Origin of the sequence: Thermomonospora echinospora (genome assembly GCF_900108175.1) — a bacterium.
In the GTDB taxonomy this organism is placed as follows: Bacteria; Actinomycetota; Actinomycetes; order Streptosporangiales; family Streptosporangiaceae; genus Thermomonospora; species Thermomonospora echinospora.
In genome coordinates this window covers 510,921-533,791 of record NZ_FNVO01000002.1, presented here as the reverse complement: position 1 = coordinate 533,791, position 22,871 = coordinate 510,921, and the positions used below count along the sequence as shown (strand labels likewise).

Annotated in this window: 22 protein-coding genes and 1 tRNA gene; 22 read left to right on the top strand and 1 reads right to left on the bottom strand. The window is 71.8% G+C overall.

Annotated elements, in window-relative coordinates:
* Positions 1-13: 13 nt before the first annotated feature.
* Positions 14-85, bottom strand: a tRNA-Arg gene (locus C4U03_RS06765).
* Positions 86-247: 162 nt separating this feature from the next.
* Here C4U03_RS06765 and C4U03_RS06760 point away from each other — a divergent pair.
* The 22 genes from C4U03_RS06760 to atpA all read left to right on the top strand — a co-directional run bounded on the left by C4U03_RS06760 (position 248) and on the right by atpA (position 22,869).
* Positions 248-619, top strand: a complete 372-nt coding sequence (locus tag C4U03_RS06760) for a response regulator transcription factor (RefSeq protein ID WP_103936979.1) — start codon at positions 248-250, stop codon at positions 617-619.
* Positions 620-640: 21 nt separating this feature from the next.
* Positions 641-1,396, top strand: coding sequence for a DALR anticodon-binding domain-containing protein (locus C4U03_RS06755; RefSeq protein WP_103936758.1), 756 nt, complete (start codon positions 641-643; stop codon positions 1,394-1,396).
* A 22-nt stretch (positions 1,397-1,418) separates the two neighbouring features.
* Positions 1,419-2,804: a diaminopimelate decarboxylase gene (lysA, locus tag C4U03_RS06750; RefSeq protein ID WP_103936757.1), complete on the top strand. Its 1,386-nt coding sequence runs from the start codon at positions 1,419-1,421 to the stop codon at positions 2,802-2,804.
* 3 nt (positions 2,805-2,807) lie between these two features.
* Complete coding sequence (locus C4U03_RS06745) at positions 2,808-4,118, top strand: homoserine dehydrogenase (RefSeq protein ID WP_103936756.1); 1,311 nt, start codon at positions 2,808-2,810, stop codon at positions 4,116-4,118.
* A gap of 73 nt (positions 4,119-4,191) precedes the next feature.
* Positions 4,192-5,250: a threonine synthase gene (gene thrC, locus C4U03_RS06740; RefSeq protein WP_103936755.1), complete on the top strand. Its 1,059-nt coding sequence runs from the start codon at positions 4,192-4,194 to the stop codon at positions 5,248-5,250.
* 113 nt (positions 5,251-5,363) lie between these two features.
* A complete protein-coding gene (thrB, locus tag C4U03_RS06735; RefSeq protein ID WP_103936754.1) occupies positions 5,364-6,293 on the top strand; it encodes a homoserine kinase in 930 nt (309 codons plus the stop codon).
* A 379-nt stretch (positions 6,294-6,672) separates the two neighbouring features.
* Positions 6,673-8,760: a transcription termination factor Rho gene (gene rho / locus C4U03_RS06730; protein ID WP_103936753.1), complete on the top strand. Its 2,088-nt coding sequence runs from the start codon at positions 6,673-6,675 to the stop codon at positions 8,758-8,760.
* Between the two features lie 198 nt (positions 8,761-8,958).
* The gene (locus tag C4U03_RS06725) at positions 8,959-10,290 is read left to right on the top strand and encodes a sensor histidine kinase (protein WP_235017678.1); all 1,332 of its coding nucleotides are present in this window, start codon (positions 8,959-8,961) and stop codon (positions 10,288-10,290) included.
* Between the two features lie 91 nt (positions 10,291-10,381).
* Positions 10,382-11,029, top strand: coding sequence for a response regulator transcription factor (locus tag C4U03_RS06720; protein ID WP_103936752.1), 648 nt, complete (start codon positions 10,382-10,384; stop codon positions 11,027-11,029).
* Positions 11,030-11,200: 171 nt separating this feature from the next.
* Entirely contained in the window at positions 11,201-11,422 is a 222-nt protein-coding gene (gene rpmE, locus C4U03_RS06715) for a 50S ribosomal protein L31 (RefSeq protein WP_103936751.1), read from the top strand.
* A gap of 108 nt (positions 11,423-11,530) precedes the next feature.
* Positions 11,531-12,601, top strand: a complete 1,071-nt coding sequence (prfA, locus tag C4U03_RS06710) for a peptide chain release factor 1 (RefSeq protein WP_103936750.1) — start codon at positions 11,531-11,533, stop codon at positions 12,599-12,601.
* Positions 12,598-13,458 carry a peptide chain release factor N(5)-glutamine methyltransferase gene (gene prmC, locus C4U03_RS06705; RefSeq protein WP_103936749.1) on the top strand — a complete coding sequence of 287 codons (861 nt, stop codon included), beginning with the start codon at positions 12,598-12,600 and terminating at the stop codon, positions 13,456-13,458. The genes prfA and prmC overlap by 4 nt, the downstream gene beginning before the upstream one ends.
* A 69-nt stretch (positions 13,459-13,527) precedes the next feature.
* A complete protein-coding gene (locus C4U03_RS06700) occupies positions 13,528-14,463 on the top strand; it encodes an L-threonylcarbamoyladenylate synthase (RefSeq protein WP_103936977.1) in 936 nt (311 codons plus the stop codon).
* A 192-nt stretch (positions 14,464-14,655) separates the two neighbouring features.
* On the top strand, positions 14,656-15,864 hold the full coding sequence (locus tag C4U03_RS06695) for a DUF2207 domain-containing protein (protein WP_103936748.1): 1,209 nt from the start codon (positions 14,656-14,658) through the stop codon (positions 15,862-15,864).
* A 157-nt stretch (positions 15,865-16,021) separates the two neighbouring features.
* Entirely contained in the window at positions 16,022-17,170 is a 1,149-nt protein-coding gene (locus C4U03_RS06690; protein ID WP_103936747.1) for an MraY family glycosyltransferase, read from the top strand.
* A 464-nt stretch (positions 17,171-17,634) separates the two neighbouring features.
* On the top strand, positions 17,635-18,093 hold the full coding sequence (locus tag C4U03_RS06685; protein WP_103936746.1) for a hypothetical protein: 459 nt from the start codon (positions 17,635-17,637) through the stop codon (positions 18,091-18,093).
* Positions 18,094-18,189: 96 nt separating this feature from the next.
* The gene (locus C4U03_RS06680) at positions 18,190-18,432 is read left to right on the top strand and encodes an AtpZ/AtpI family protein (RefSeq protein ID WP_235017677.1); all 243 of its coding nucleotides are present in this window, start codon (positions 18,190-18,192) and stop codon (positions 18,430-18,432) included.
* 106 nt (positions 18,433-18,538) lie between these two features.
* Entirely contained in the window at positions 18,539-19,342 is an 804-nt protein-coding gene (atpB, locus tag C4U03_RS06675; protein ID WP_103936744.1) for a F0F1 ATP synthase subunit A, read from the top strand.
* Between the two features lie 72 nt (positions 19,343-19,414).
* Complete coding sequence (atpE, locus tag C4U03_RS06670; protein WP_103936743.1) at positions 19,415-19,636, top strand: ATP synthase F0 subunit C; 222 nt, start codon at positions 19,415-19,417, stop codon at positions 19,634-19,636.
* A 48-nt stretch (positions 19,637-19,684) separates the two neighbouring features.
* On the top strand, positions 19,685-20,221 hold the full coding sequence (locus C4U03_RS06665; protein ID WP_407701414.1) for a F0F1 ATP synthase subunit B: 537 nt from the start codon (positions 19,685-19,687) through the stop codon (positions 20,219-20,221).
* Positions 20,218-21,045 (top strand): F0F1 ATP synthase subunit delta, encoded by an 828-nt coding sequence (locus C4U03_RS06660; RefSeq protein WP_103936741.1) that lies wholly within the window; start codon positions 20,218-20,220, stop codon positions 21,043-21,045. Before C4U03_RS06665 ends, C4U03_RS06660 begins: the two co-directional genes overlap by 4 nt.
* Before the next feature lie 183 nt (positions 21,046-21,228).
* On the top strand, positions 21,229-22,869 hold the full coding sequence (gene atpA, locus C4U03_RS06655; protein WP_103936740.1) for a F0F1 ATP synthase subunit alpha: 1,641 nt from the start codon (positions 21,229-21,231) through the stop codon (positions 22,867-22,869).
* The last annotated feature ends 2 nt before the right edge of the window (positions 22,870-22,871 follow it).

The window sequence follows — 22,871 nt, the reverse complement described above, 5'->3', positions numbered from 1 at the left end:
TGATCATCTCGGGTGCCCCCTGCAGGATTCGAACCTGCGCACACGGCTCCGGAGGCCGTTGCTCTATCCCCTGAGCTAAGGGGGCGGCACGTGCACCGGCGGTGTTCGCCGGGTGCGGGAAAAGGCTACCAGGGTTGGCGGGGTGAAGCGCACCTGATTGATCCTGGTGCGCCCGGACGGGGAGTGGACTAGCCTCGCGGCCGTGAGCGAGGTGGAGGGGCGGGCCGGGGGGCGGCCGCTGGGCCGGGTGCTGGTGGTGGACGACGATGAGGTGATCAGGCAGCTCATCGCCGTGAACCTGCAACTGGAGGGGTTCGAGGTGGCCACCGCCGTGGACGGGCAGGACTGCCTGGACAAGGTGGCCGAGGTGGCGCCGGACGTGATCACGCTGGATGTGATGATGCCGCGGCTGGACGGGTGGGTGACCGCGGTCCGGCTGCGGGAGGATGTAGCGACCCGGGGGATCCGGGTGGTGATGATCACCGCGCGGGCCCAGGACCACGACATCCGCCGAGGCCACGACATCGGGGTGGACGCCTACATCACCAAGCCGTTCGACCCCGACGAGCTGATCCGGACCGTGCGGGAGCTCGTGGAATCCGGGCGATTGTCCACATAGTGGTCGGCTAGTCTCACGTAGGTGACTCCAGCCGATGTGAGCGGTGCCGTCGTGGCCGCGGTGCGGGACGCCGTGGACGCCGGTGAGCTCGCCGCCCCGGTGCCCGCCGAGGCCCCCCTGAGCGGCTTCGGCGTCGGGGAGTACGGCACGCCGGTGGCGCTGCGGCTGGCGGCGCGGGAACGGCGCCCGGCCGCCGAGGTGGCGAAGACGATCGCCGGGCGGCTGGTGGGACGGCCGGGGCTGCGGGACGTCCGGGTCACCGGGCCGGGGTTCCTGACCATCACCGTCGAGGAGCCGGGGGCGCTGGCCGCAGGCGTCATCGCCGCCGGAGCCTCCTACGGGCGGGTCGAGGGGACGGTTCTGGAAGGGGGCTGGCCCGACCGCCCCCGGACCTTCGACAACCCGGGATTCTCGGTGCGTTACGCCTACGCCAGGGCGGCGGCGGTCCAGCGGCGGGCCGAGGATCTGGGAATCCCCCTGGGCGATCCACGGTTCCTCCAAGAGCCGCGGGAGGGCGTGTTGCTGGCCCTGCTGGCGGAGCTGCCCAGCAGGGTGGAACAGGCGGTGCGGGAGCGGGACGCGGTGCCGCTGGAACGCCATCTGGAGCGCGTCGCCGACGCCTACCACCGGGTGTTCGAGCAGTGCTCGGCGCTGCCCGCCGGCGACGAGAAACCCGGGGCGGTGCACGCCGCCCGCCGCACGCTGGCGGAGGCGGTGCGCATCGCCTTGACCAACGCCCTGAACATGATCGGTGAGAGTCCTAGAGAGCGCATATGAGCATTCGACACGGAGCGGGCGGATGAGCCGGGTGCACCCGGCGGGGTCGCGGTACGCGGACGTACTGCCGGAGGACCACCCGCTGCCGCCGCCGGCGGATCCGAACCATCTGGACCCCCACGTCTGGCCCCGGTCGGCGCACCGCGAGGACGGCGCGCTGACGATCGGCGGGCTGGACGTGCGCGACCTGGCGGCCCGGTTCGGCACGCCGCTGTTCGTGTACGACGAGGAGGACGTGCGTCAGCGCGCCAGGGAGTACGCGGCGGCGTTCCACGACGGTGAGGTCCACTACGCGGGCAAGGCGTTCCTGTGCACCGCGCTGGCCAGGTGGCTGGACGAGGAGGGCCTGGGCCTGGACGTGTGCTCCGGCGGGGAGCTGGCGGTCGCGCTGGCCGCGGGGTTCCCCCCGGAGAAGATCACGATGCACGGCAGCAACAAGTCGATGGCCGAGCTCGCCAGGGGCCTGGAGGTCGGCGTGGGCCGGGTCGTGGTCGACTCCTTCGAGGAGATCGCCCGGCTGGGCTACCTGGCGCAGGAGAGGGGCGTGCGGCCCCGGGTCATGATCCGGGTGACCACCGGCGTGGAGGCGCACACCCACGAGTTCATCGCCACCGCGCACGACGACCAGAAGTTCGGCTTCTCCCGGACCAGCGGCGCGGCGCTGGAGGCCGTGCGGCGGGTGCTGGAGCTGGGGCAGCTGGAGCTGGTGGGGCTGCACTCGCACATCGGGTCGCAGATCTTCGACACCGACGGCTTCGAGGTGGCCGCGCACCGGCTGGCCGAGCTGCTGGTGGCCATCCGCGACGAGCACAGCCTGGAACTGCCCGAGCTGGACCTGGGCGGCGGCTACGGCATCGCCTACCTGCCGGGGGACGAGCCGCACGACCCGAAGGCGATCGCCGACTCGCTGCGCGCCATCGTGGCCCGCGAGTGCCGGGCCTACGGGCTGGCCATGCCACGGATCACGGTGGAGCCGGGCCGGGCGATCGTCGGGCCGGGCGGGGTTACCCTGTACGAGGTCGGCACCGTCAAGGACGTCGAGGGCCTGCGCACGTACGTCTCGGTGGACGGCGGGATGAGCGACAACCTGCGCACCGCGTTGTACGGCGCCGAGTACAGCTGCGTGCTGGCCAGCCGATCGTCGGCGGCCGAGCCCATGCTCAGCAGGCTGGTCGGCAAGCACTGTGAGAGCGGTGACATCGTCGTGCGCGACCTGTGGCTGCCGCGGGACGTGACGGCCGGTGACATCGTGGCGGTGGCGGCCACCGGTGCGTACTGTCGATCGATGGCCAGTAACTACAACTTCGTCCCGCGCCCCGCGGTGGTGGCGGTGCGGGACGGCGAGGCGCGGGTCCTGGTCCGGCGGGAGACCGAGGAAGACCTGCTCCGGCTGGATGCGGAGGTATAGAGGGTGAAACCCCTGCGGGTGGCCCTGCTGGGCTGCGGGACCGTCGGTTCCGAGGTGGTCAGGCTGCTGCGCGAGCAGGCCGCCGACCTCACGGCGCGGGTCGGCGCTCCGCTGGAGCTGGCCGGCGTCGCCGTGCGGCGGCCGGAGCGGGCGCGCGAGCACGTGGACCCCGGGCTGCTGACGACCGACGCCATGAGCCTGGTCACCCGCGACGACGTGGACATCGTGGTCGAGGTGATCGGCGGCATCGAGCCGGCCCGCTCGCTGCTGCTGGCGGCCATGAAGGCGGGCAAGTCGGTGGTCACCGCCAACAAGGCGCTGCTGGCCGAGGACGGGGAGACCGTCTTCGGGGCGGCCCGCGAGTACGGCGCCGACCTGTACTACGAGGCTGCGGTGGCCGGGGCGATCCCGCTGCTGCGCCCGCTGCGCGAGTCGCTGGTCGGCGACCATGTCAAGCGGGTGATCGGGATCGTCAACGGCACCACCAACTACATCCTCGACCAGATGGACACCTTCGGCGCCTCCTTCACCGACGCGCTGGAGGAGGCGCAGAGCCTCGGCTACGCGGAGGCCGACCCCACCGCCGACGTGGAGGGCTTCGACGCGGCGGCCAAGGCGGCGATCCTGGCCCAGCTGGCGTTCCACACCCCGGTGAGCGCCGCCGACGTGCACCGGGAGGGCATCACCGAGGTCACCGCCGCCGACGTGGCCGGGGCCAAGGCGATGAACAGCGTGGTCAAGCTGCTGGCGATCTGCGAGCGCGTGCCCGACCCGGACGGCAGCAACGGCGGGCGCGGGGTCTCGGTGCGCGTCTACCCGGCGATGATCCCGCGCTCGCACCCGCTGGCCAGCGTCCGCGAGGCCTACAACGCCGTGTTCGTGGAGGCCCAGTCGGCCGGGTCGCTGATGTTCTACGGGGCCGGCGCCGGCGGGGCGCCGACCGCCTCCGCCGTGCTCGGCGACCTGGTGGCGGTGGCCCGCAACCGGGTCGGCGGGACGCGGGGGCCAGTCGAGGTGACCTACGCCGAGCTGCCCGTGCTGCCGATGGGCGAGACCGTCACGCGCTACTACGTCCAGCTGGACGTGGCCGACCGTTCCGGCGTCCTGGCCCAGGTCGCCGAGCTGTTCGCGCGGCACGACGTGTCGATCCAGGCGGTCCGGCAGGAGGGGTACGGCAACGACGCGAAACTGGTCGTGGTCACGCACCGGGCACCGGACGCGGCGCTGGCCGCCACCGTGGAGGGGCTGCAGCGCATGGACATCGTCCGGGAGGTCGCCAGCGTGATGCGGGTCGAGGCCGACGAGGCGCCCTGACCCGTCCCGGCACATCCGGTTCGGCTCTACACTGCGGCACGACACAGCAGGTCAACACCTATGGGGAGATCTCATGAACAGGGCTTGGCGCGGCCTCATCACCGAGTACCGCGACCGGCTCCCGGTGACCGACGCGACGCCCGTCGTCACCCTGCTCGAAGGCGGCACCCCGTTGCTGCCCGCGTCACGGATCTCCCAGCTGACGGGCTGTGAGGTCTACCTGAAGGTGGAGGGCGCCAACCCCACCGGGTCGTTCAAGGACCGCGGCATGACCATGGCGATCAGCAAGGCCGCCGAGGAGGGCGCCAAGGCGGTGATCTGCGCGTCCACCGGCAACACCTCGGCGTCGGCCGCCGCCTACGCGGTCCGGGCCGGCATGACCTGCGCGGTGCTGGTGCCGCAGGGCAAGATCGCGATGGGCAAGCTGGCGCAGGCGCTGGTGCACGGGGCCCGGCTGCTGCAGGTGGACGGCAACTTCGACGACTGCCTGGAGCTGGCCCGTAAGCTGGCCGTCGACTACCCGGTCGCCCTGGTCAACTCGGTCAACAAGTACCGCCTCCAGGGGCAGAAGACCGCCGCGTTCGAGATCGTGGACGCCCTCGGCGATGCCCCGGACGTGCACTGCCTGCCCGTCGGCAACGCCGGCAACATCTCCGCCTACTGGATGGGGTACAGCGAGTACGCCGCCGACGGCGTGGCCACCAGGGCCCCGCGCATGTTGGGCTTCCAGGCCAGCGGCGCGGCCCCGTTCGTGCGGGGCGAGCCGGTCGCCAAGCCGCAGACGATCGCCACCGCGATCCGCATCGGCAACCCGGCGTCCTGGGACCTGGCCGTGGCCGCCCGCGACCGGTCCGGCGGCGCGATCGAGTCGGTCACCGACCGGCAGATCCTGGCCGCCTACCGGCTGCTGGCCCGCGAGGAGGGCGTGTTCGTCGAGCCCGCCTCCGCCGCCAGCGTCGCCGGGGTGCTGCAGGCCCGCGAGGAGGGGCTGCTGGAGGCCGGGCAGCGGGTGGTCTGCACGGTGACTGGAAACGGTCTCAAGGACCCCGACTGGGCGATCTCCGGGGCACCCGCCCCCACGACCGTCAAGGTCGACGCGCACGCCGCCGCGTCCGCGCTCGGCCTGGCGTGAGCGACCCGGAGAGCGTGCGCCCGCGGCGCGCCGGGAGCCGGTGATCGGGCGCGCGGAACGAGGAACGAGGAACGTATGTGCCACCAAGCGCCGACGGTGAGCGGGGAGCGCGTGTGAACGCCGGCTGGAACCGGCTCGCGCGGGTCCGGGTTCCCGCCACCAGCGCCAATCTCGGCCCCGGCTTCGACTCGCTGGGCCTGGCGCTCACCCTGTACGACGACGTCACGGTCGAGGTCACCAAGGGTGGGCTGTCCATCGAGGTGGACGGCGAGGGCGCCGAGGTGGCCGGCCGGGGCGAACGACACCTGATCGTCAAGGTGCTGCGCCGGACCTTCGAACTGCTCGACGAGCTGGCCGGATCCGGCCTCGGCCGGCCCCCCGGCCTCCGGCTGCACTGCGTCAACCGCATCCCGCACAGCCGCGGGCTGGGCTCGTCCTCGGCGGCGATCATCGCCGGGATCACCGCGGCCCGGGCGCTGCATCCGCACGGCGGCCTGCTGGACGACGCGGCGGCGCTGGCGCTGGCCACCGAGATCGAGGGGCACCCCGACAACGTTGCGCCGTGCCTGTACGGCGGGCTTACCATCGCCTGGAGCGGGCCGGACGGGCCGCGCACGGTACGGCTGGACCTGGCCCGCCGGGTCACCGTGTTCGTCCCTGACCGCACGCTCGCCACCGAACGGGCCCGCGGGCTGTTGCCGCAGACCGTGCCCCACGAGGACGCGGCCGCCAACGCCGGACGGGCGGCGCTGCTGATCGCCGCGCTGACCGGTGGTCTGGACGAGGGCGTGCTGCTGGCGGCCACCGAGGACCGGCTGCACCAGGGATACCGGGCTCCGGCGATGCCGGAGTCGGCGGCGCTGGTCGACCGGCTGCGGGCGGCGGGCGTGCCGGCGGTGATCTCCGGCGCCGGGCCGACTGTCCTGGCGTTCACAACCGCCTCACGGGTTGATTCGATCGGCCTGGAAGTGGGTACCGGATGGCACAAACACTCGCTGAACGTCGACCCCCATGGCGCATGCGTTCAGCCGCCCGGTCCGTGACACGCGAATGACATCGAACGCTGGGGAATAGCAGTGTGCTCGGGTGATGTTAGGCTGATTACCGCACCAGATGCCCCGCTCGGGGCCGGGTGCTCGTCAGCCACGCACCGTCAGGTCGGCCCTCGTGCCACACCTGCCCCGCGCATGTGGCTCCCCGACACCGTGACTTCCCGCTGTCCGGCATCCCGGCGAAGCTTCAGGCGTCGCGGAATCGGGGATGGCGCGAGAACCGTCCCGACCATCATCTGGCTGTGTCCAGACATCGCCGATGGCGACCCCATCGTGATCGGCAGAGCTCGATCTGGCGCCCCCGCCGGATCGCATCATCGGGTTGCCTGGCCGACGAGGGCCAACACCCGCTCCCTGGGAAGGACCCTTAGTGAGCGAATCCAGCGAACTCCTTACGGACGCTACTAGCCCCGCAGCGGCGGACACGGCGAGCCGGCCGGAGCAGGCCGCGCCCCGGCGCCGGCGCTCCGGCACCGGCCTGTCGGCCCTGGTGCTGCCCGAACTCAAGGCGCTGGCGTCCCAGCTCGGCATCACCGGCACCACCGGCATGCGCAAGAGCCAGCTCATCGCCGCCATCGAGGCCAAGCAGGGCGGCCCCGTCACGGCCGCGCCGAGCACCGCCAAGGCGGAGCCGAAGGCCGAGCGGAAGGCCGCCAAGGCCGAGGAGGCCGCTCCCCGCTCCGAGGAGCACAACGAGGTCGCCGCCACGGCCGAGAGCCGCCCCGCGCGCACCCGCCGCACCCGCGCCGTCAAGCGCGAGGAGGGCGAGCAGCTCACCGTCGCCGACGGCGTCCGGCCGGCCGACAAGTCCGACAAGGACAGGCTCGACAAGGCCGACAAGGCTGACAAGCTCGACAGGGCCGACAAGCCCGAGCGCGCCGAGAGCGCCGACAAGGGCGAGCGTGCCGACCGGAGCGAGCGCGCCGACCGTACCGACCGCGGTGAGCGCGGTGAGCGCGGTGAGCGCGGTGAGCGCGGTGAGCGCAACCGGGCCGCCTCCGCCGGCGAGGACGGTGAGAGCGGCGGCCGCGAGGGCCGCCAGCGCGGCCGCAACGGCCGTGACCGCGGCGAGCGTGGTGAGCGCAGCGACCGCGGTGACCGCAGCGACCGCGGTGACCGCAGCGACCGCGGTGACCGCAGCGACCGCGGTGATCGCGGTGACCGCGGCGAGCAGGGCGGTCAGCGCCGCAACCAGGGCGGTGGCGGCCAGCACGACGACGAGGGCGAGGGCGGCCGGGGCCGCCGGGGCCGCCGTTTCCGCGAGCGCAACCGGGGCCGGGGCGGCCGTGGCGAGCGCTACGAGGAGCCGGTGATCAACGAGGACGACGTCCTGATCCCGGTGGCCGGCATCCTGGACATCCTCGACAACTACGCGTTCGTGCGCACCACCGGCTACCTGCCCGGCCCCAACGACGTGTACGTCTCCCTGGCCCAGGTCCGCAAGAACGGCCTGCGCAAGGGCGACGTGGTCACCGGCGCCGTGCGCCAGCCGCGCGAGGGCGAGCGCCGGGAGAAGTTCAACGCGCTGGTCCGCCTGGACACCATCAACGGGATGGAGCCCGAGCAGGCCCGCGGCCGGGTGGAGTTCTCCAAGCTCACCCCGCTGTACCCGCAGGAGCGGCTGCGCCTGGAGACCGACCCCGGCGTGCTGACCACCCGGATCATCGACCTGGTCTCGCCGATCGGCAAGGGCCAGCGCGGCCTGATCGTCTCGCCGCCCAAGGCGGGCAAGACCATGGTGCTGCAGGCGATCGCCAACGCGATCACCAAGAACAACCCCGAGTGCCACCTGATGGTCGTGCTGGTGGACGAGCGGCCCGAAGAGGTCACCGACATGCAGCGGTCGGTCAAGGGCGAGGTCATCCACTCGACCTTCGACCGGCCGGCCGAGGACCACACCACGGTTGCCGAGCTGGCCATCGAGCGGGCCAAGCGGCTGGTGGAGCTGGGCCACGACGTCGTCGTGCTGCTGGACTCCATCACCCGGCTGGGCCGCGCCTACAACCTGGCGGCCCCGGCGTCCGGGCGGATCCTGTCCGGTGGTGTCGACTCCACCGCGCTGTACCCGCCCAAGCGGTTCTTCGGCGCCGCCCGCAACATCGAGAACGGCGGCTCGCTGACCATCCTCGCCACCGCCCTGGTGGAGACCGGATCTCGGATGGACGAGGTCATCTTCGAGGAGTTCAAGGGCACCGGCAACATGGAGCTCAAGCTCAACCGCCAGCTCGCCGACAAGCGGATCTTCCCCGCCGTGGACGTGGACGCCTCCGGCACCCGCAAGGAGGAGATCCTGATGGCTCCCGAGGAGCTGCGGGTCGTCTGGCAGCTGCGCCGCGTCCTGCACGCCCTGGAGACCCAGCAGGCTTTGGAACTCCTGCTGGAGAAGATGAAGGAGACCAAGTCCAACGCGGAGTTCCTGCTCCAGGTGCAGAAGACCACGGTCGCCGACCGCGACTGACCGGCACCGCACCGCCCGCGACGCCCCGGAAGGCCCCGCCTCCCGGGGCGTCGCCCGTTTCCCCCCGTTTCCGGCGGGCGGATCCGGCGGGCGGGTAGGGGTAGCCCCACCCCGGGGAGGGCGGTCCGCCGCATGGTGCGGCCGCGCCGTGTCCAGCAGGCTTGGGCCGTACCGTGAAGGCGGCATGGAGGGCGGGACGTGAGCGAGTTGACCGGCGTGGCCGCGCCCGGCGGGGCGAGGCGGATCGTGATGGCGTCATGGCGCCCGTCGGCGATGGTGCGCTCGTCGCTGACCTGGCGGGCCGCGGTGTATCTGGCGACGAGCCTGGGCTTCGGGCTCGCCTGGTTCGTGTTCCTGGTGGTGGGCCTGGCGCTGTCGGCCGGACTGCTGGTCATCTGGGTCGGGGTGCCGCTGCTGGCGGCGGTGATGCTGATCTGGCGGGGCGGGGCGATGCTGGAGCGGCGGCTGCTGCGGGCGGGGTTCGGGGTCACCGTGCCCGACCCGTACCGGCCCATGCCCCCGTCGTCCGGGCTGTTGCGCAGGTGGCGGGCGATGGCGACCGACCCGGCCACCTGGAAGGACCTGGCCTACCTGGGGCTGCGGTTCCCGATCGGGATCGCCGAGTTCGTGGTGTCGGTGGCCGTGTGGGGGATGGCGGGGAGTTTCCTGTTTCTGCCGGCGATCGTGGTGGTCAAGGACCGCGCGGTGATCAACTTCGGGGACTGGCTGTTCTACACGGCCGACGATCCGCTGACCGCCCTGCCGATGAGCGCGGTCGGCGTCGTCCTGCTGCTGGTGGCGATGTACGTGACCCGCGGCATGGCCGTGCTGCACGCCCTGTACGGGGTGTTCCTGCTGGGGGCGGGCCGGGACCAGGCCGAGCGGGTGCGGCTGCAGGCGCGCGCCGAGCACCTGCAGGCCAGCCGGGCGCGCGGGGTGGACGCCGCCGAGGCCGAGCGGCGCCGGATCGAGCGGGACCTGCACGATGGCGCCCAGCAGCGGCTGCTGGCGGTGGCGATGGACATCGGCCGGGCCCGCGCCAAGCTCGACGACGATCCCGAGGGCGCCCGAGCGCTCATCGAGCAGGCCCACGCGGGCACCAAGGAGGCCATCGCCGAGCTGCGCGACTTGGCCCGTGGGATCTACCCGGCGATCCTGACCGACCGCGGCCTGGACCCGGCGATCTCCGGCCTGGCCGCCCGCGCCCCGGTGCCGGTGCTGGTCGAGGTGGACCTGCCCGAACGGCCCCCGGCCGCGGTGGAGAGCATCGCCTACTTCATCGTCGCCGAGTCGCTGGCCAACATCGCCAAGTACGCCCGCGCCACCCGGGCGTCGGTCCGGATCACCCGCGAGACGCACTGGGTGGTCGTCGAGGTGACCGACAACGGCGTGGGCGGCGCGACGTCCACCCCCGGCGGCGGCCTGGCCGGCCTGGCCGACCGCGCCGCCACCATCGATGGCATCCTCACCGTCGACAGCCCTCCCGGCGGACCCACCGTGATCCGCGCCGACCTGCCCTGCACGTGGTGAGCGGCCGCCGCACGGCGCCCTCGCGCGGGCGGCGCCCGGCGCCGGTCGGCGGCTGAGCCGGCCGGCCGGGGCGCGGCCTAAGGTGAGGGGCATGCGGGTGGTGATCGCGGAAGACTCGGTGTTGTTGCGGGAAGGGCTGGTGCGGCTGCTGGCCGACGCCGGCATCGAGACGGTGGCCGTGGTCGGCGACGGGCCGGGGCTGCTGGAGACGGTGCAGGAGCACCGGCCGGATCTGGCGATCGTGGACGTGCGGATGCCGCCCTCGTTCACCGACGAGGGGCTGCGGGCGGCACTGCGGGTGCGGCAGAGCCGCCCCAGGCAGCCGATCCTGGTGCTGTCGCAGTACGTGGAGGAGCGCTACGCCACGGACCTGCTCGGGGGCGGCGCCCAGGGGGTCGGGTACCTGCTCAAGGAGCGGGTGTCCGACGTCGGGGAGTTCATCGACGCGGTACGGCGGATCGCGGCCGGGGGCACGATGATCGACCCGGAGGTGATCGGCCAGTTGCTGGGCCGGCGGCGCGACGGGGACCGGCTGGAGGCGCTGACGCCCCGCGAGCGGGAGGTGCTGGGGCTGATGGCCGAGGGCCGCTCGAACGCGGCCATCGCCCGGGAACTGGTGGTCACCGAGGGGGCCGTGGAAAAGCACATCTCCAACATCTTCCTCAAGCTGGACCTGCCGCCCACCCAGCACGACCACCGTCGGGTGATGGCGGTGCTGGCCTTCCTCGGGGCCGCCTGACCGGGCCGTACTCGGGGCCCGTGCCGGGGAATGCCCGGTGACCTCGGCACGTTGTCGCATCTGGCACACTTGGAGTGCAACCGCTGCGGTACCGGTTCACGCTGCCCGGCCCCGTGTCACGCGCGTGCGGCCGAGAGGCGACCCGGCGACCGCCCTATGCGAGGAGAGACCTTGAAGTCTGGCATCCACCCCGACTACGTCGTCACCACCGTGACGTGCACGTGCGGTAACACCTTCGAGACCCGCAGCACCGCCGCCAACGGCGTGATCCACGCCGACGTGTGCTCCAACTGCCACCCGTTCTACACGGGCAAGCAGAAGATCCTGGACACCGGCGGCCGGGTGGCGCGCTTCGAGAAGCGCTTCGGCAAGCGGGCCGGCGACAAGAAGTAACACCCCGACCCCAGACCTCCAGGCAATGGCACGAGCGGCCCGGGGACCGTGCGTCCCCGGGCCGCTCGGGGTCCGCCCCAGGGCGGACCTTTCTACGGGACCGACACCGTGAACCTCGACGAGCTGATCGGCGAGTACGCCGACATCGAAGGCAGGCTGGCCGACCCGGCCGTGCACGCCGACCAGAACACGGCGCGCCGGCTGGGCAAGCGCTATGCCCAGCTGCGGCCCATCGTCGAGACGGTCCGGCAGGTGCGCACCGTCACCGACGACCTGGCCACCGCGCGCGAGCTGGCGACCGAGGACGCCACGTTCGCCGCGGAGGCCACCGAGCTGGAGGGCCGCCGGGCCGAGCTGGAGGAGCGGCTGCGCAAGCTGCTCGTCCCGCGCGATCCCAACGACGACAAGGACGTCATCCTGGAGATCAAGGCGGGCGAGGGCGGCGAGGAGTCGGCGTTGTTCGCCGGCGACCTGCTGCGCATGTACCTGCGCTACGCCGAGCGCATCGGCTGGAAGACCGAGATCATCGCCTCCCAGCCGTCCGACCTGGGCGGCTACAAGGACGTCACCGTCGCGGTGAAGGCCCGTCCCGGGGCCGACGACGAGGGCGGCGCCTGGGCGCGGCTGAAGTTCGAGGGCGGCGTGCACCGGGTGCAGCGGGTGCCGGTCACCGAGTCGCAGGGCCGCATCCACACCAGCGCCGCCGGGGTGCTCGTCACCCCCGAGGCCGAGGAGGTGGACGTCCAGATCGACCCGAACGACCTGCGCATCGACGTCTACCGTTCGTCCGGGCCCGGCGGGCAGAGCGTCAACACCACCGACTCGGCGGTGCGTATCACCCACCTGCCGACCGGCGTGGTCGTCTCCTGCCAGAACGAGAAGAGCCAGCTGCAGAACAAGGAGCAGGCACTGCGCATCCTGCGCTCCCGGCTGCTGGCGATGGCGCAGGAGGAGGCCGACGCGGCCGCCGCGGCCGAGCGCAAGAGCCAGGTCCGCACGGTCGACCGCTCCGAGCGGGTGCGCACCTACAACTTCCCGGAGAACCGGATCTCCGACCACCGGGTCGGCTACAAGGCCTACAACCTCGATCAGGTGCTCGACGGCGACCTGCACAACGTGATCCAGGCGCTGGTCGACGCCGACACCGAGCGCAGACTGGCCGAAGCCCAGGGAACATGAACCTGCTGCTCGACGAGGTGGCCCGGGCGACGGCGCGGCTGGCCGACGCCGGGGTCGCCTCGCCCCGCGCCGACGCCGAGGAGCTGGCCGCCGCCGTGCACGGGGTCAAGCGGTCCGAACTGCACACCGTCCCGGACTCGGCGTTCGACGCCCGGTTCTGGGAGGGCGTGGCCCGCCGCGAGGCGGGGGAGCCGCTGCAGCACATCACCGGCCGCGCCTTCTTCCGCTTCCTGGAGCTGAAGGTGGGGCCCGGGGTGTTCGTCCCGCGTCCGGAGACCGAGGTAATGGTCGGCTGGGCGCTGGACACCCTGCGCGACATGGACGTACAGGACCCGCTGGTCGTCGACCTGGGCACCGGGTCGGGGGCCATCGCGCTGAGCATCGCCCAGGAGGCCCCCAGGGCGCGCGTGCACGCGGTGGAGAAGGACCCCAAGGCGTTCGTTCACGCCACCCGCAACGTCGAGGCACTGGACGAACGAGGGCGCGTGCGACTGCATCTGGCCGACTTCGCCGACGCCCTCGGCGAGCTGGACGGCACCGTCGACCTGGTGGTCAGCAACCCCCCGTACATCCCGATGAGCGAGTGGGAGTACGTGCCGCCGGACGTGCGCGACCACGACCCGGCGGCGGCGCTGTGGGGCGGTGGCGACGACGGGCTGGACGCCATCCGGGTGGTGGAGCGCACCGCCCGCCGGCTGCTGCGCCCCGGCGGCCATGTCGCGGTCGAGCACAGCGACCTGCAGGGCAACGCCGTCTACTGGGTGTTCGCCGAGGAGCACGGTTGGCGGGACGTCCGCAACCGCCGCGATCTGACCGACCGGGACCGCTTCGTCACCGCCCGGCTGAGCCGGGACTGAGCAGGGACTGAGCCGTCTCGGGGACCGCGATGGCGCGAGCGTCCTCCCACGAGTGCGAGAATGGCCGCCGTGAGCCGACGTTATGACTGCTCGGAGCCGATGGAGCGGACGCGCGGGATCGCCGAGACCGTCTCGGCGGTACGGCGCGGCGAGCTGATCGTGATGCCCACCGACACCGTCTACGGGATCGGCTGTGACGCCTTCACGCCGGTCGCCGTCCAGGCGCTGCTGGACGCCAAGGGCCGGGGCCGTCAGATGCCCCCGCCGGTGCTGGTCGGTTCGGTACGGGCCGCCACCGCGCTGGTGGAGGACCTGGGGACCTACGGCCAGGACCTCATCGACGAGTTCTGGCCGGGGGCGCTGACGCTGGTGTGCCGGGCCAACCGCAACCTGTCGTGGGACCTGGGCGACACCAAGGGGACGGTGGCGGTGCGGATGCCGCTGCACGACCTGGCCCTGGAACTGCTCAAGGAGACCGGGCCGCTGGCGGTCAGCAGCGCCAACCTGTCGGGCCGCCCGGCCGCCCGCGACGCCCGGGAGGCCGAGGAGCAGCTCGGCGAGTCGGTCTCGATCTACCTGGACGCCGGGCCGGCGGGCCAGGGCGAGGCGTCCACCATCGTGGACCTCACCGGGCCGGTGCCGCGGCTGCTGCGGGCGGGCGCCGTCCCCGAGGAGAAGATCCGCGCCGTCGTCGGCGTCCTGCTGACGGACGAGGACGAGCCGCGGGACGAGTCCGGGGACCAGGCACAGCCGATCTCCCTCGCCAAGGACGACCTGAACGAGAGTGCCCCGGACAAGAGCGGTCCGGACGAGAGCACCCCGAACGAGGGCAGCCCGGACAAGGGCGCCTCGGACAAGGGCGCCTCGGACAAGGGCGCCTCGGACAGGGACGGCCTTGCCGAGGGCGGCCTGGACAAGGGCGACAAGGACGCTGAGGGCGACAAGGGCGGGGACGGCTCGCAGGTCTCCTTCGACAAGGGGGCTGATCCCGGACGGGCCGGGTAGACCGGGCCGAGCGGACTTGAGCGGGGCCCGGCGGGTGACCGCCGGGCCCTCGCGCGTCGCGGACCCGCCCCCGCGGTCCGTCGGCGCGGCGCCGGTCCGGGCGTTACCGTGGGATCGGTCCACGGTGACCTCGGGGACGCGTTTCGTAACGCCGGGCCGGTCGGCGGCCGGTCGATGGGAAGAGTGCGCGGTATGCGTGACATGCTCTGGGCAATGGTGGTCGCGATCGGGGCTCCCCCGGCGGCCGCCTTCCTCGGGCCGCCCGCCTCGCTTGCCTCACCCGCCTCGGCCGCTGTGACCGCTTCGGCGACGGCGATCCCCCCGACGGCCCCGAGGATCGCCCGGGTCCCCGCCGCCCCGCAGGTCACGACGTTCCCGGCGGCCGCCGCCGGACGGGAGTCGGCCGAGGAAAGGCTGCCGGGGGAGAGCATCCCGACCTACGACGTCGTGCTCACCATCCGCCCCGACGGCGTGCTGCACGTTCGGGAGACGATCACCTACGACTTTCGGGGACGCGAGCACGGCATCGTGCGCCGCGTCCCGTACCGGGTCGACAACCGGCTGTACGACATCCGCGACGTGCGCGCCAGCAGTTCCACCGGTGCGCCGGCCCGGGTCAAGGCCACCAAGATGCTGCACGAGGTGCGGATCAGCGTGGGCGGCGGGCACCGCACGGTCAGCGGCCGCCAGGCGTACGTCATCGAGTACGACGTGACGGGCGTGCTGACGTCCCTCCCCGACGGCCACGCGGAGCTGCACTGGGACGCCATCGGGACGGGCTGGGACGTGCCGATCGGCGAGGTGTCGGTACGAGTCGAGACGCCGGTGCGTCCGCTCGGCGTCAGCTGCCGGGCGGGGGAGAAGCGGCGCGCGGGCCTGAGCGGGGACGACGCCGGGCTCACCCGTTGCGGATGGGACCGCGACGGTCTGCACGCCGTGGACTTCACCCAGGGCGGCCTGCGGCCTCACGAGAGTGTGCTGATCAAGGCCCGGTTGCCGGAGGGTGCGGTGCAGGTCCCACCCCCACGGTATGCGCGGCCTCATTTCGCGGCCTCCTGGCCCGGCTACGTGGCGCTGGGCCTGGGCCTCGCCGCCGCTCTGACGCTGTGGCTGCCACGTTCTGGGCGGCGTGCGGCGGCCCTTCTGCGATGGCGTCCCGGTGCTCGGAGTCCCCGGTGGCGGCCCGGCCGGCGAACGGGGACCGCGCTGGTGGCGGCCGGGACCGCCCTGGTGGCCCTGGACCTTGCCGACGACGTGGTGGCGCACGGTGTCTGGGCGGCCTCGATGGGCGATCCGGCCCTCGTGGGGCTGGGCCTGCTGACCCCCGGCATGATCCTTTTCTTGGCCGGACGGCGAGGCGGTGCCGCCGAACGGGAGGCATCGCAGGATCAGCGGGCATAGAGTTGGTCACACTGTCCCGCGCCCGGCGAACCGGTCGGCCGCGGGCGGCGTCTTTACACAGCGGAACGGCACGGCCCCGGGTGCGGCGTGACCGGTGGCCCGAGAGGCCGCCGGGTGGTCGGCGGGACCGAGAAGGCGGGAAGGGGGGACACCGGCCATGCGCGAGTACCTGCTCGTCATGCTCGTCGCCGCGGTGATCACCTACCTGACCACTCCCGTCGTGCGGGCCTTCTCGGTGCGGTTCGGGGCGATGACCGCCGTCCGCGACCGTGACGTGCACGCCATCCCCACCCCCCGGATGGGCGGGCTGGCGATGTTCTTCGGCATGGTCGGCGGGCTGGTGACGGCCAGCGGGCTGCCGGTGATGCGCCGGGTCTTCGAGGACAGCGACATCGACCGCGGGCTGCTGCTGGCCGCCACGTTGATCGTGCTGCTGGGCATCGCCGATGACCGGTGGGAGATCGACGCACTGACCAAGTTCGCCGGTCAGGTGGCCGCCGCTGGGCTGTTCATCATGAACGGCATCCAGCTTTTCGTGATTCCGCTGCCCAATGGCCAGCCGCTGGTGCTGCCGCCCGAATACGGGGTGCCGCTGACCGTTTTCCTGGTGGTCGCCACCATCAACGCGGTGAACTTCGTGGACGGGCTCGACGGGCTGGCCGCCGGGGTGGTCGGCATCGCCGCGATGGCGCTGTTCTCCTATGCCTCGCTGCTGTCGTTCGCCGAGCGGCTGACCCGTATCACCCCGGCCACGCTGACCGCCGCGGTGCTCGTCGGGATGTGCCTGGGATTCCTGCCGCACAATTTCAACCCGGCCCGGATCTTCATGGGCGACACCGGCTCGATGCTGATCGGGCTGCTGCTCAGCGGGGCGACGATCCTGCTGACCGGGCAGTTCGACAGCGCCGTCATCGGCCCGGTGACGCAGATCCCGGTCTTCCTGCCGGTGCTTTTGGTGGTGCTGGTGATGGCGGTTCCCTACATCGACATGCTGCTGGCGGTATGGCGCCGGACCAACCAGGGCAAGTCCCCGTTCGCGCCCGACAAACTGCACCTGCACCACCGCCTTCTGGAGCTCGGGCATTCGCACCGCAGGGCCGTTCTGGTGATGTACTTCTGGGTCGGCCTGCTGGCCTCCTGCGTGGTCGGGCTGTCCTTTATCCCGTCCGTTCTGCTGGTGCTCTCGGTGGCCGGTCTGGTGGCCGTCGCGGGAACGGTGGTCCTGATCGCCGAGCCCTGGCGGCGGCGCCGCCCCAAGGCCGCCACCGGCGCCGTCTCCCCGGCGCGCCCGCACGAGCACGTCTGACCGGACGCCTCCGACCGGGACCGCCCGGTGCGCGGGCGAGCAGCCCACGAGCCGTCCGCGAGTCATCCGCAAGCCGCCCGCGAGTCGTCCGCACGTCGCTCAGCGAGCTGATCGACCGGCCGTGAGCAGGGTGAACGCCCGGAACAGGGCGGACGTCCGCGGCCGGGCGGGCCCACCCCGGCGGGGTCCCGTCGACGCGACTCTCGCGACCCGCGCCGGTCGGATGAACAACCGGTGAACACGCGCTGAAGGCCAGGTGAACCCGCGGTGTTGGCCCCCGGAACGCGACAGGGTGCCGCAGGGGATCGGGCCCAAACCTTGAACCGGTTCGGGCGAACCTGTGACACTTGTGGCCCTTGGTGACGCTGTGCCATTACGTGATGGGTCATTGTGGGCAATCGCAACGCTTGTGATACCTTTCACGAGCAAGAGCCGAACACAGACCGTGACCAGCCGGAGTCCACATGCACTCTTCCGACGCCCGGGTCCTCCGTGGCGCCGCGATCCCGACTGGCCTGGCCGGTGCCGCCGCGATCGCGGTGGGCCTGCTGGTAGCCGGGGCTCAGGGAGCGTTCGGCGCCGCGCTCGGGACCCTCGTGGCCCTCGCCTTCTTCAGCGTCAGCGTGGTCGCGGTCAGCTATGCCTCCAAGATCTCGCCGCAGGCGATGTTCGCCGCCGCGGTGTTCAGCTACATCACCAAGATCTTCGTGATGTTCGGGCTGATCGCGGTGTTCCGGGACGCCACGGCCTGGGAGCCCAAGGTCTTCGCCTACACGGTCATCGTGCTGACGATCGTCTGGGTCGTCGCCGAGATCCGCACCACCACCCGGACCAGGACCCCCTACGTGGACGCCCCCGAAGAGCCCGCCGGGCGGGCCAGCGCCGAGGCCATGTCGGGTCCGGCGATCGACCGGAGCCCATGATGAACCGGTGCACGGCTATCCCTGTGCCGGGTCATGGGCCCAGGGACTACTTCGATATGACCATGGGGGGAGTGGCCTGCTATGGTCCGTCCTGCGATGAGCGGGGAGGGGCGTCAGCCCGACCGGCAGCCCGACGACTGGGATCACCAGACCGACCACCAGGGTTTCACCAATGCGGCCTGGTCGATCCCGAGCTACCTCCTGTCCGGAATGGCGGTGTACGGAGGGATCGGCTGGCTGCTGGATCGCTGGCTGGGCACCTCGGCTTTGCTCCCGATCGGGATCCTGGTCGGCCTCGGTCTCGCGCTCTACCTGGTCTACCACCGCTACGGCCGCTGACCCCACCGGCAGCGTCACGGCGGCGGACCACCCGATGCCCGGCACTCGCCGAGCCCTCCGGGCACGCACCTGAGCACCGCACTAGCTACGACGAAGGGACTGCCGCGTGAGCGCGCCGCACATCCTCGCCTCTCCCGGCGGTGGAGGAGAGTTTCAGGCCCCCGGGCTGGAGATCTTCCAGTTCTCGCCGCTGTGGCACGGCGCCCCGAGCTGGCTGACCAAGCCCGTGCTCATCTCCGCGCTGACCGTGATCATCGTCTGTGCGTTCTTCTGGGCCGCCTACAACAAGCCCAAGCTGGTGCCCCGGGGCGTGCAGAACGTCGGCGAGGTCGGCTACCTGTTCGTGCGCGACCAGATCGCCCGGCCGATGATCGGCAAGGACGGCGACCGGTGGATGCCGTTCCTGGTCTCCACCTTCTTCTTCATCCTGATCATGAACTGGATGGGCGTCATCCCCATCCTGTATCTGCCGATCGCCTCGCACATCGCGTTCCCGATCGTGCTCGCCGCGGTGGTCTACGTGATGATGATCTTCCTGAGCATCAAGCACCAGGGCCTGGTGGGCTACTTCAAGAACATGATGTTCCCGCCGGGACTGCCCAAGCCGCTGTACATCATCCTGGCCCCGATCGAGCTGCTGTCGAACATCATCCTGCGGCCGTTCACCCACTCGGTGCGACTGTTCGCCAACATGTTCGCCGGCCACCTGCTGCTGGCCTTCTTCGCCACGGTGGCCTACTGGTTCCTGATCGAGAAGCTGACCGGCCTCGGCGCCGGAGTCGGCGTGGTCGGGTTCCTGATGACGATCGTGATGACCGCGTTCGAGATGTTCGTCCAGGCGCTGCAGGCGTTCATCTTCACCCTGCTGGCGGCCTCCTACATCGGCGGCGCGCTGCACCCCGAACACTGACCTGAGCAACCTCCCACCAACCCGAGCTCCGGTGGGTGAATCTCCACCGGCCGACCGAGAAGGAAAAAGCGAATGTTTCTCGCCGAAGTCTCCGGCAACGTTGGTTCCATCGCCTACGGCCTGGCCGCCATCGGCCCCGGCATCGGCGTGGGCATCATCTTCGGCCAGGGCGTGCAGGCCATCGCCCGCCAGCCGGAGCTGACCAACGTCATCCGCCAGAACATGCTGCTGGGCTTCGCGCTCACCGAGGCGCTGGCGCTGATCGGTTTCGTTGTGCCCTTCGTGCACAGCTGATCCGCTGACCTTCCCACCATCTGACCGGAAGGCGGAACCCCAATGTTCATCCTGGCCGCGGAGACCGAGCACAACCCGCTGATCCCGGCCCCGGCCGAACTGATCTTCGGCACGATCTCGTTCGCGATCGTGCTGCTGCTGGTCGGCTGGAAGCTCGTTCCGCAGATCCAGAAGACGCTCGCCGAGCGGACCGACGCGATCGAGGGCGGGCTCAAGCGGGCCGAGGAGGCCCAGCGCGAGGCCCAGGCCACGCTGGCCAACTACCAGGCCCAGCTGGCCGAGGCCCGTACCGAGGCCGCCCGCCTGCGGGAGAAGGCCCGCGAGGAGGGCGCGCAGATCGTCGCCGAGATGCGCGAGCAAGCGCAGGCCGAGGCCCGGCGCATCGTGGAGGCCGCCCAGGCCACCATCGAGGCCGAGCGTCAGCAGGCGCTGCAGCAGCTGCGCACCGAGGTCGGCGCGCTGTCGGTCGAGCTGGCCGGCCGGGTGGTCGGTGAGGCGCTGACCGACCAGGCCACGCAGAGCCGGGTGGTCGACCGGTTCCTGGCCGAGCTGGAGGACCGGACCCGCGCGCAGGAGCCCGCATGAGCGCTGCCGTGATCGGAGCGGTCGCCCGCGCCTCGCTGGCCGAGGCGCGGGAGCGGCTGGAGGCCGTGCTGGCCACGGCCGACCTGGAGGTGCTCGGCGGGGAACTGTTCGCGGTGCTCCACCTGGTGGACCGCGAGCACGGGCTGCGCCGGGCGGTCTCCGACCCGTCCGCCGACCCGCAGGCCAAGGCCGCCCTGGTGGCCGGACTGCTGGACGGCAAGATCTCCGCGCCGGCCCTGTCGGTCGTGCAGGAGGTGGCACGGCTGCGCTGGACCCGTCCCGCCGAGCTGGCGGACGCGCTGGAGACCCTGGCGGTGACCGCCGAGGCGGCCCGCGCGGAGTCCGCCGGCGTGCTCGACGACCTGGAGGACGAGCTGTTCCGGTTCTCCCGGATCGTGGAGGGCGAGCCGCAGCTGCGCGCGGCGCTGACCGACCCGGGGCTGCCCGCGGACCGCAAGCAGGGTCTGCTGGCGGCACTGCTGGAGGACAGGGCCACGCCCTCGACCCAGCGGCTGGTCGCGGAACTCGTCGTGCACCCGCGAGGACGTAGCCTGGAAGGCGGGCTGGCGCACCACAGCCGGATCGTCGCACAGCGGCGCGAGCGCCTGGTGGCGCTGGTCCGCTCCGCCGTGGACCTGACCGAGCGGCAGCGCAGCCGGCTGGCGGCCGTGCTCGCCGCGGCCTACGGCCACGACGTACACCTGAACATCGAACTCGACCCCACCGTGCTGGGCGGAATCTCCATCCAGATCGGGGACGAGGTCATCGACGGCACGATCGCCGGACGGCTGGACGAGGTCCGGCGGCGGCTCGCCGGGGGCTGAGACGTGGGCGGAGCGGCCGGCGGGCAGACGAGCCGCCCGCGACGCCGGCGGACAGCCCCGTGGCGGGAGGCGCGGTTCGTGCCCGGCGACGAGTGACGAGCTGACGAGCGCGTGGCCGAGACGAGTCGGCGCGGGCTGATTGATACAGACTGAGCTGACCCTTAAGGGAGCAAGAGAGGAATCATGGCGGAGCTGACGATCCGTCCGGACGAGATCCGGAACGCGCTGGAGCGCTTCGTCCAGTCGTACGAGCCGGAGGCGGCCGCGCGCGAAGAGGTCGGCACCGTTGTCGATTCCGGCGACGGTATCGCCCACATCGAGGGACTGCCCTCGGCCATGGCGAACGAGCTCCTCGAGTTCGAGGACGGGACCCGTGGCCTGGCTCTGAACCTGGACGTCCGTGAGATCGGTGCCGTTGTCCTGGGTGACTTCAGCAAGATCGAGGAAGGCCAGAAGGTCCGCCGCACCGGCGAGGTGCTGTCGGTCCCGGTGGGCGATGCCTACCTGGGCCGCGTGGTGGACGCCCTGGGCAACCCGCTGGACGGCAAGGGCCCCCTGGAGCTGACCGAGCGCCGTGCACTGGAGCTGCAGGCGCCGACCGTCGTGCAGCGGCAGTCGGTGAGCGAGCCGCTGCAGACCGGCATCAAGGCCATCGACGCGATGACGCCGATCGGCCGCGGCCAGCGGCAGCTGATCATCGGTGACCGGCAGACCGGCAAGACCACGGTCTGCATCGACACCATCATCAACCAGAAGGAGAACTGGCTCTCGGGCGACGAGACCAAGCAGGTCCGCTGCATCTACGTCGCCATCGGCCAGAAGGGCTCGACGATCGCCAACGTGCGCCGCACCCTCGAAGAGGCCGGTGCCATGGAGTACACCACGATCGTGGCGGCGCCCGCCTCCGAGCCGTCCGGCTACAAGTACATCGCCCCCTACACCGGCTCGGCGATCGGCCAGCACTGGATGTACCAGGGCAAGCACGTGCTGATCGTCTTCGACGACCTGTCCAAGCAGGCCGAGGCCTACCGGGCCATCTCGCTGCTGCTGCGCCGTCCGCCGGGCCGTGAGGCCTACCCGGGCGACGTGTTCTACCTGCACTCGCGGCTGCTGGAGCGGTGCGCCAAGCTGTCGGACGAGCTGGGCGGCGGCTCGCTGACCGGTCTGCCGATCATCGAGACCAAGGGCAACGACGTGTCGGCGTTCATCCCGACCAACGTCATCTCCATCACCGACGGCCAGTGCTTCCTGGAGACCGACCTGTTCAACCAGGGCGTGCGGCCGGCCATCAACGTCGGTATCTCGGTCTCCCGGGTCGGCGGCTCGGCGCAGATCAAGGCGATGCGCAAGGTCGCCGGTACGCTGCGGCTGTCGCTGTCGCAGTTCCGTGACCTGGAGGCGTTCGCCGCCTTCGCCTCCGACCTGGACGCGGCCTCCCGCGCCCAGCTGGAGCGTGGCGCCCGCCTGGTCGAGCTGCTCAAGCAGCCCCAGTACAGCCCGATCCCGGCCGAGAAGCAGGTCGTGTCGGTGTGGGCCGGTACCAGCGGTGAGCTCGATGACGTGCCGGTGGAGGACATCCGCCGCTTCGAGGCCGAGTTCCTGGACCACGTCGAGCGCAACTACGGCGGCGTGCTGACCGACATCCGCGACAGCGGCCAGCTCTCCGACGACGCCCTGACCACGCTCAAGGCGGCCATCGGCGAGTTCAAGAAGGAGTTCCAGACCAGCGAGGGGACCCTGCTGGCCGCCGACGAGCCGGTCGAGCCGCTCGAGGACGAGGCCGTCGGCCAGGAGAAGGTCCAGCGCGTCGTCAAGAAGGCCTGATC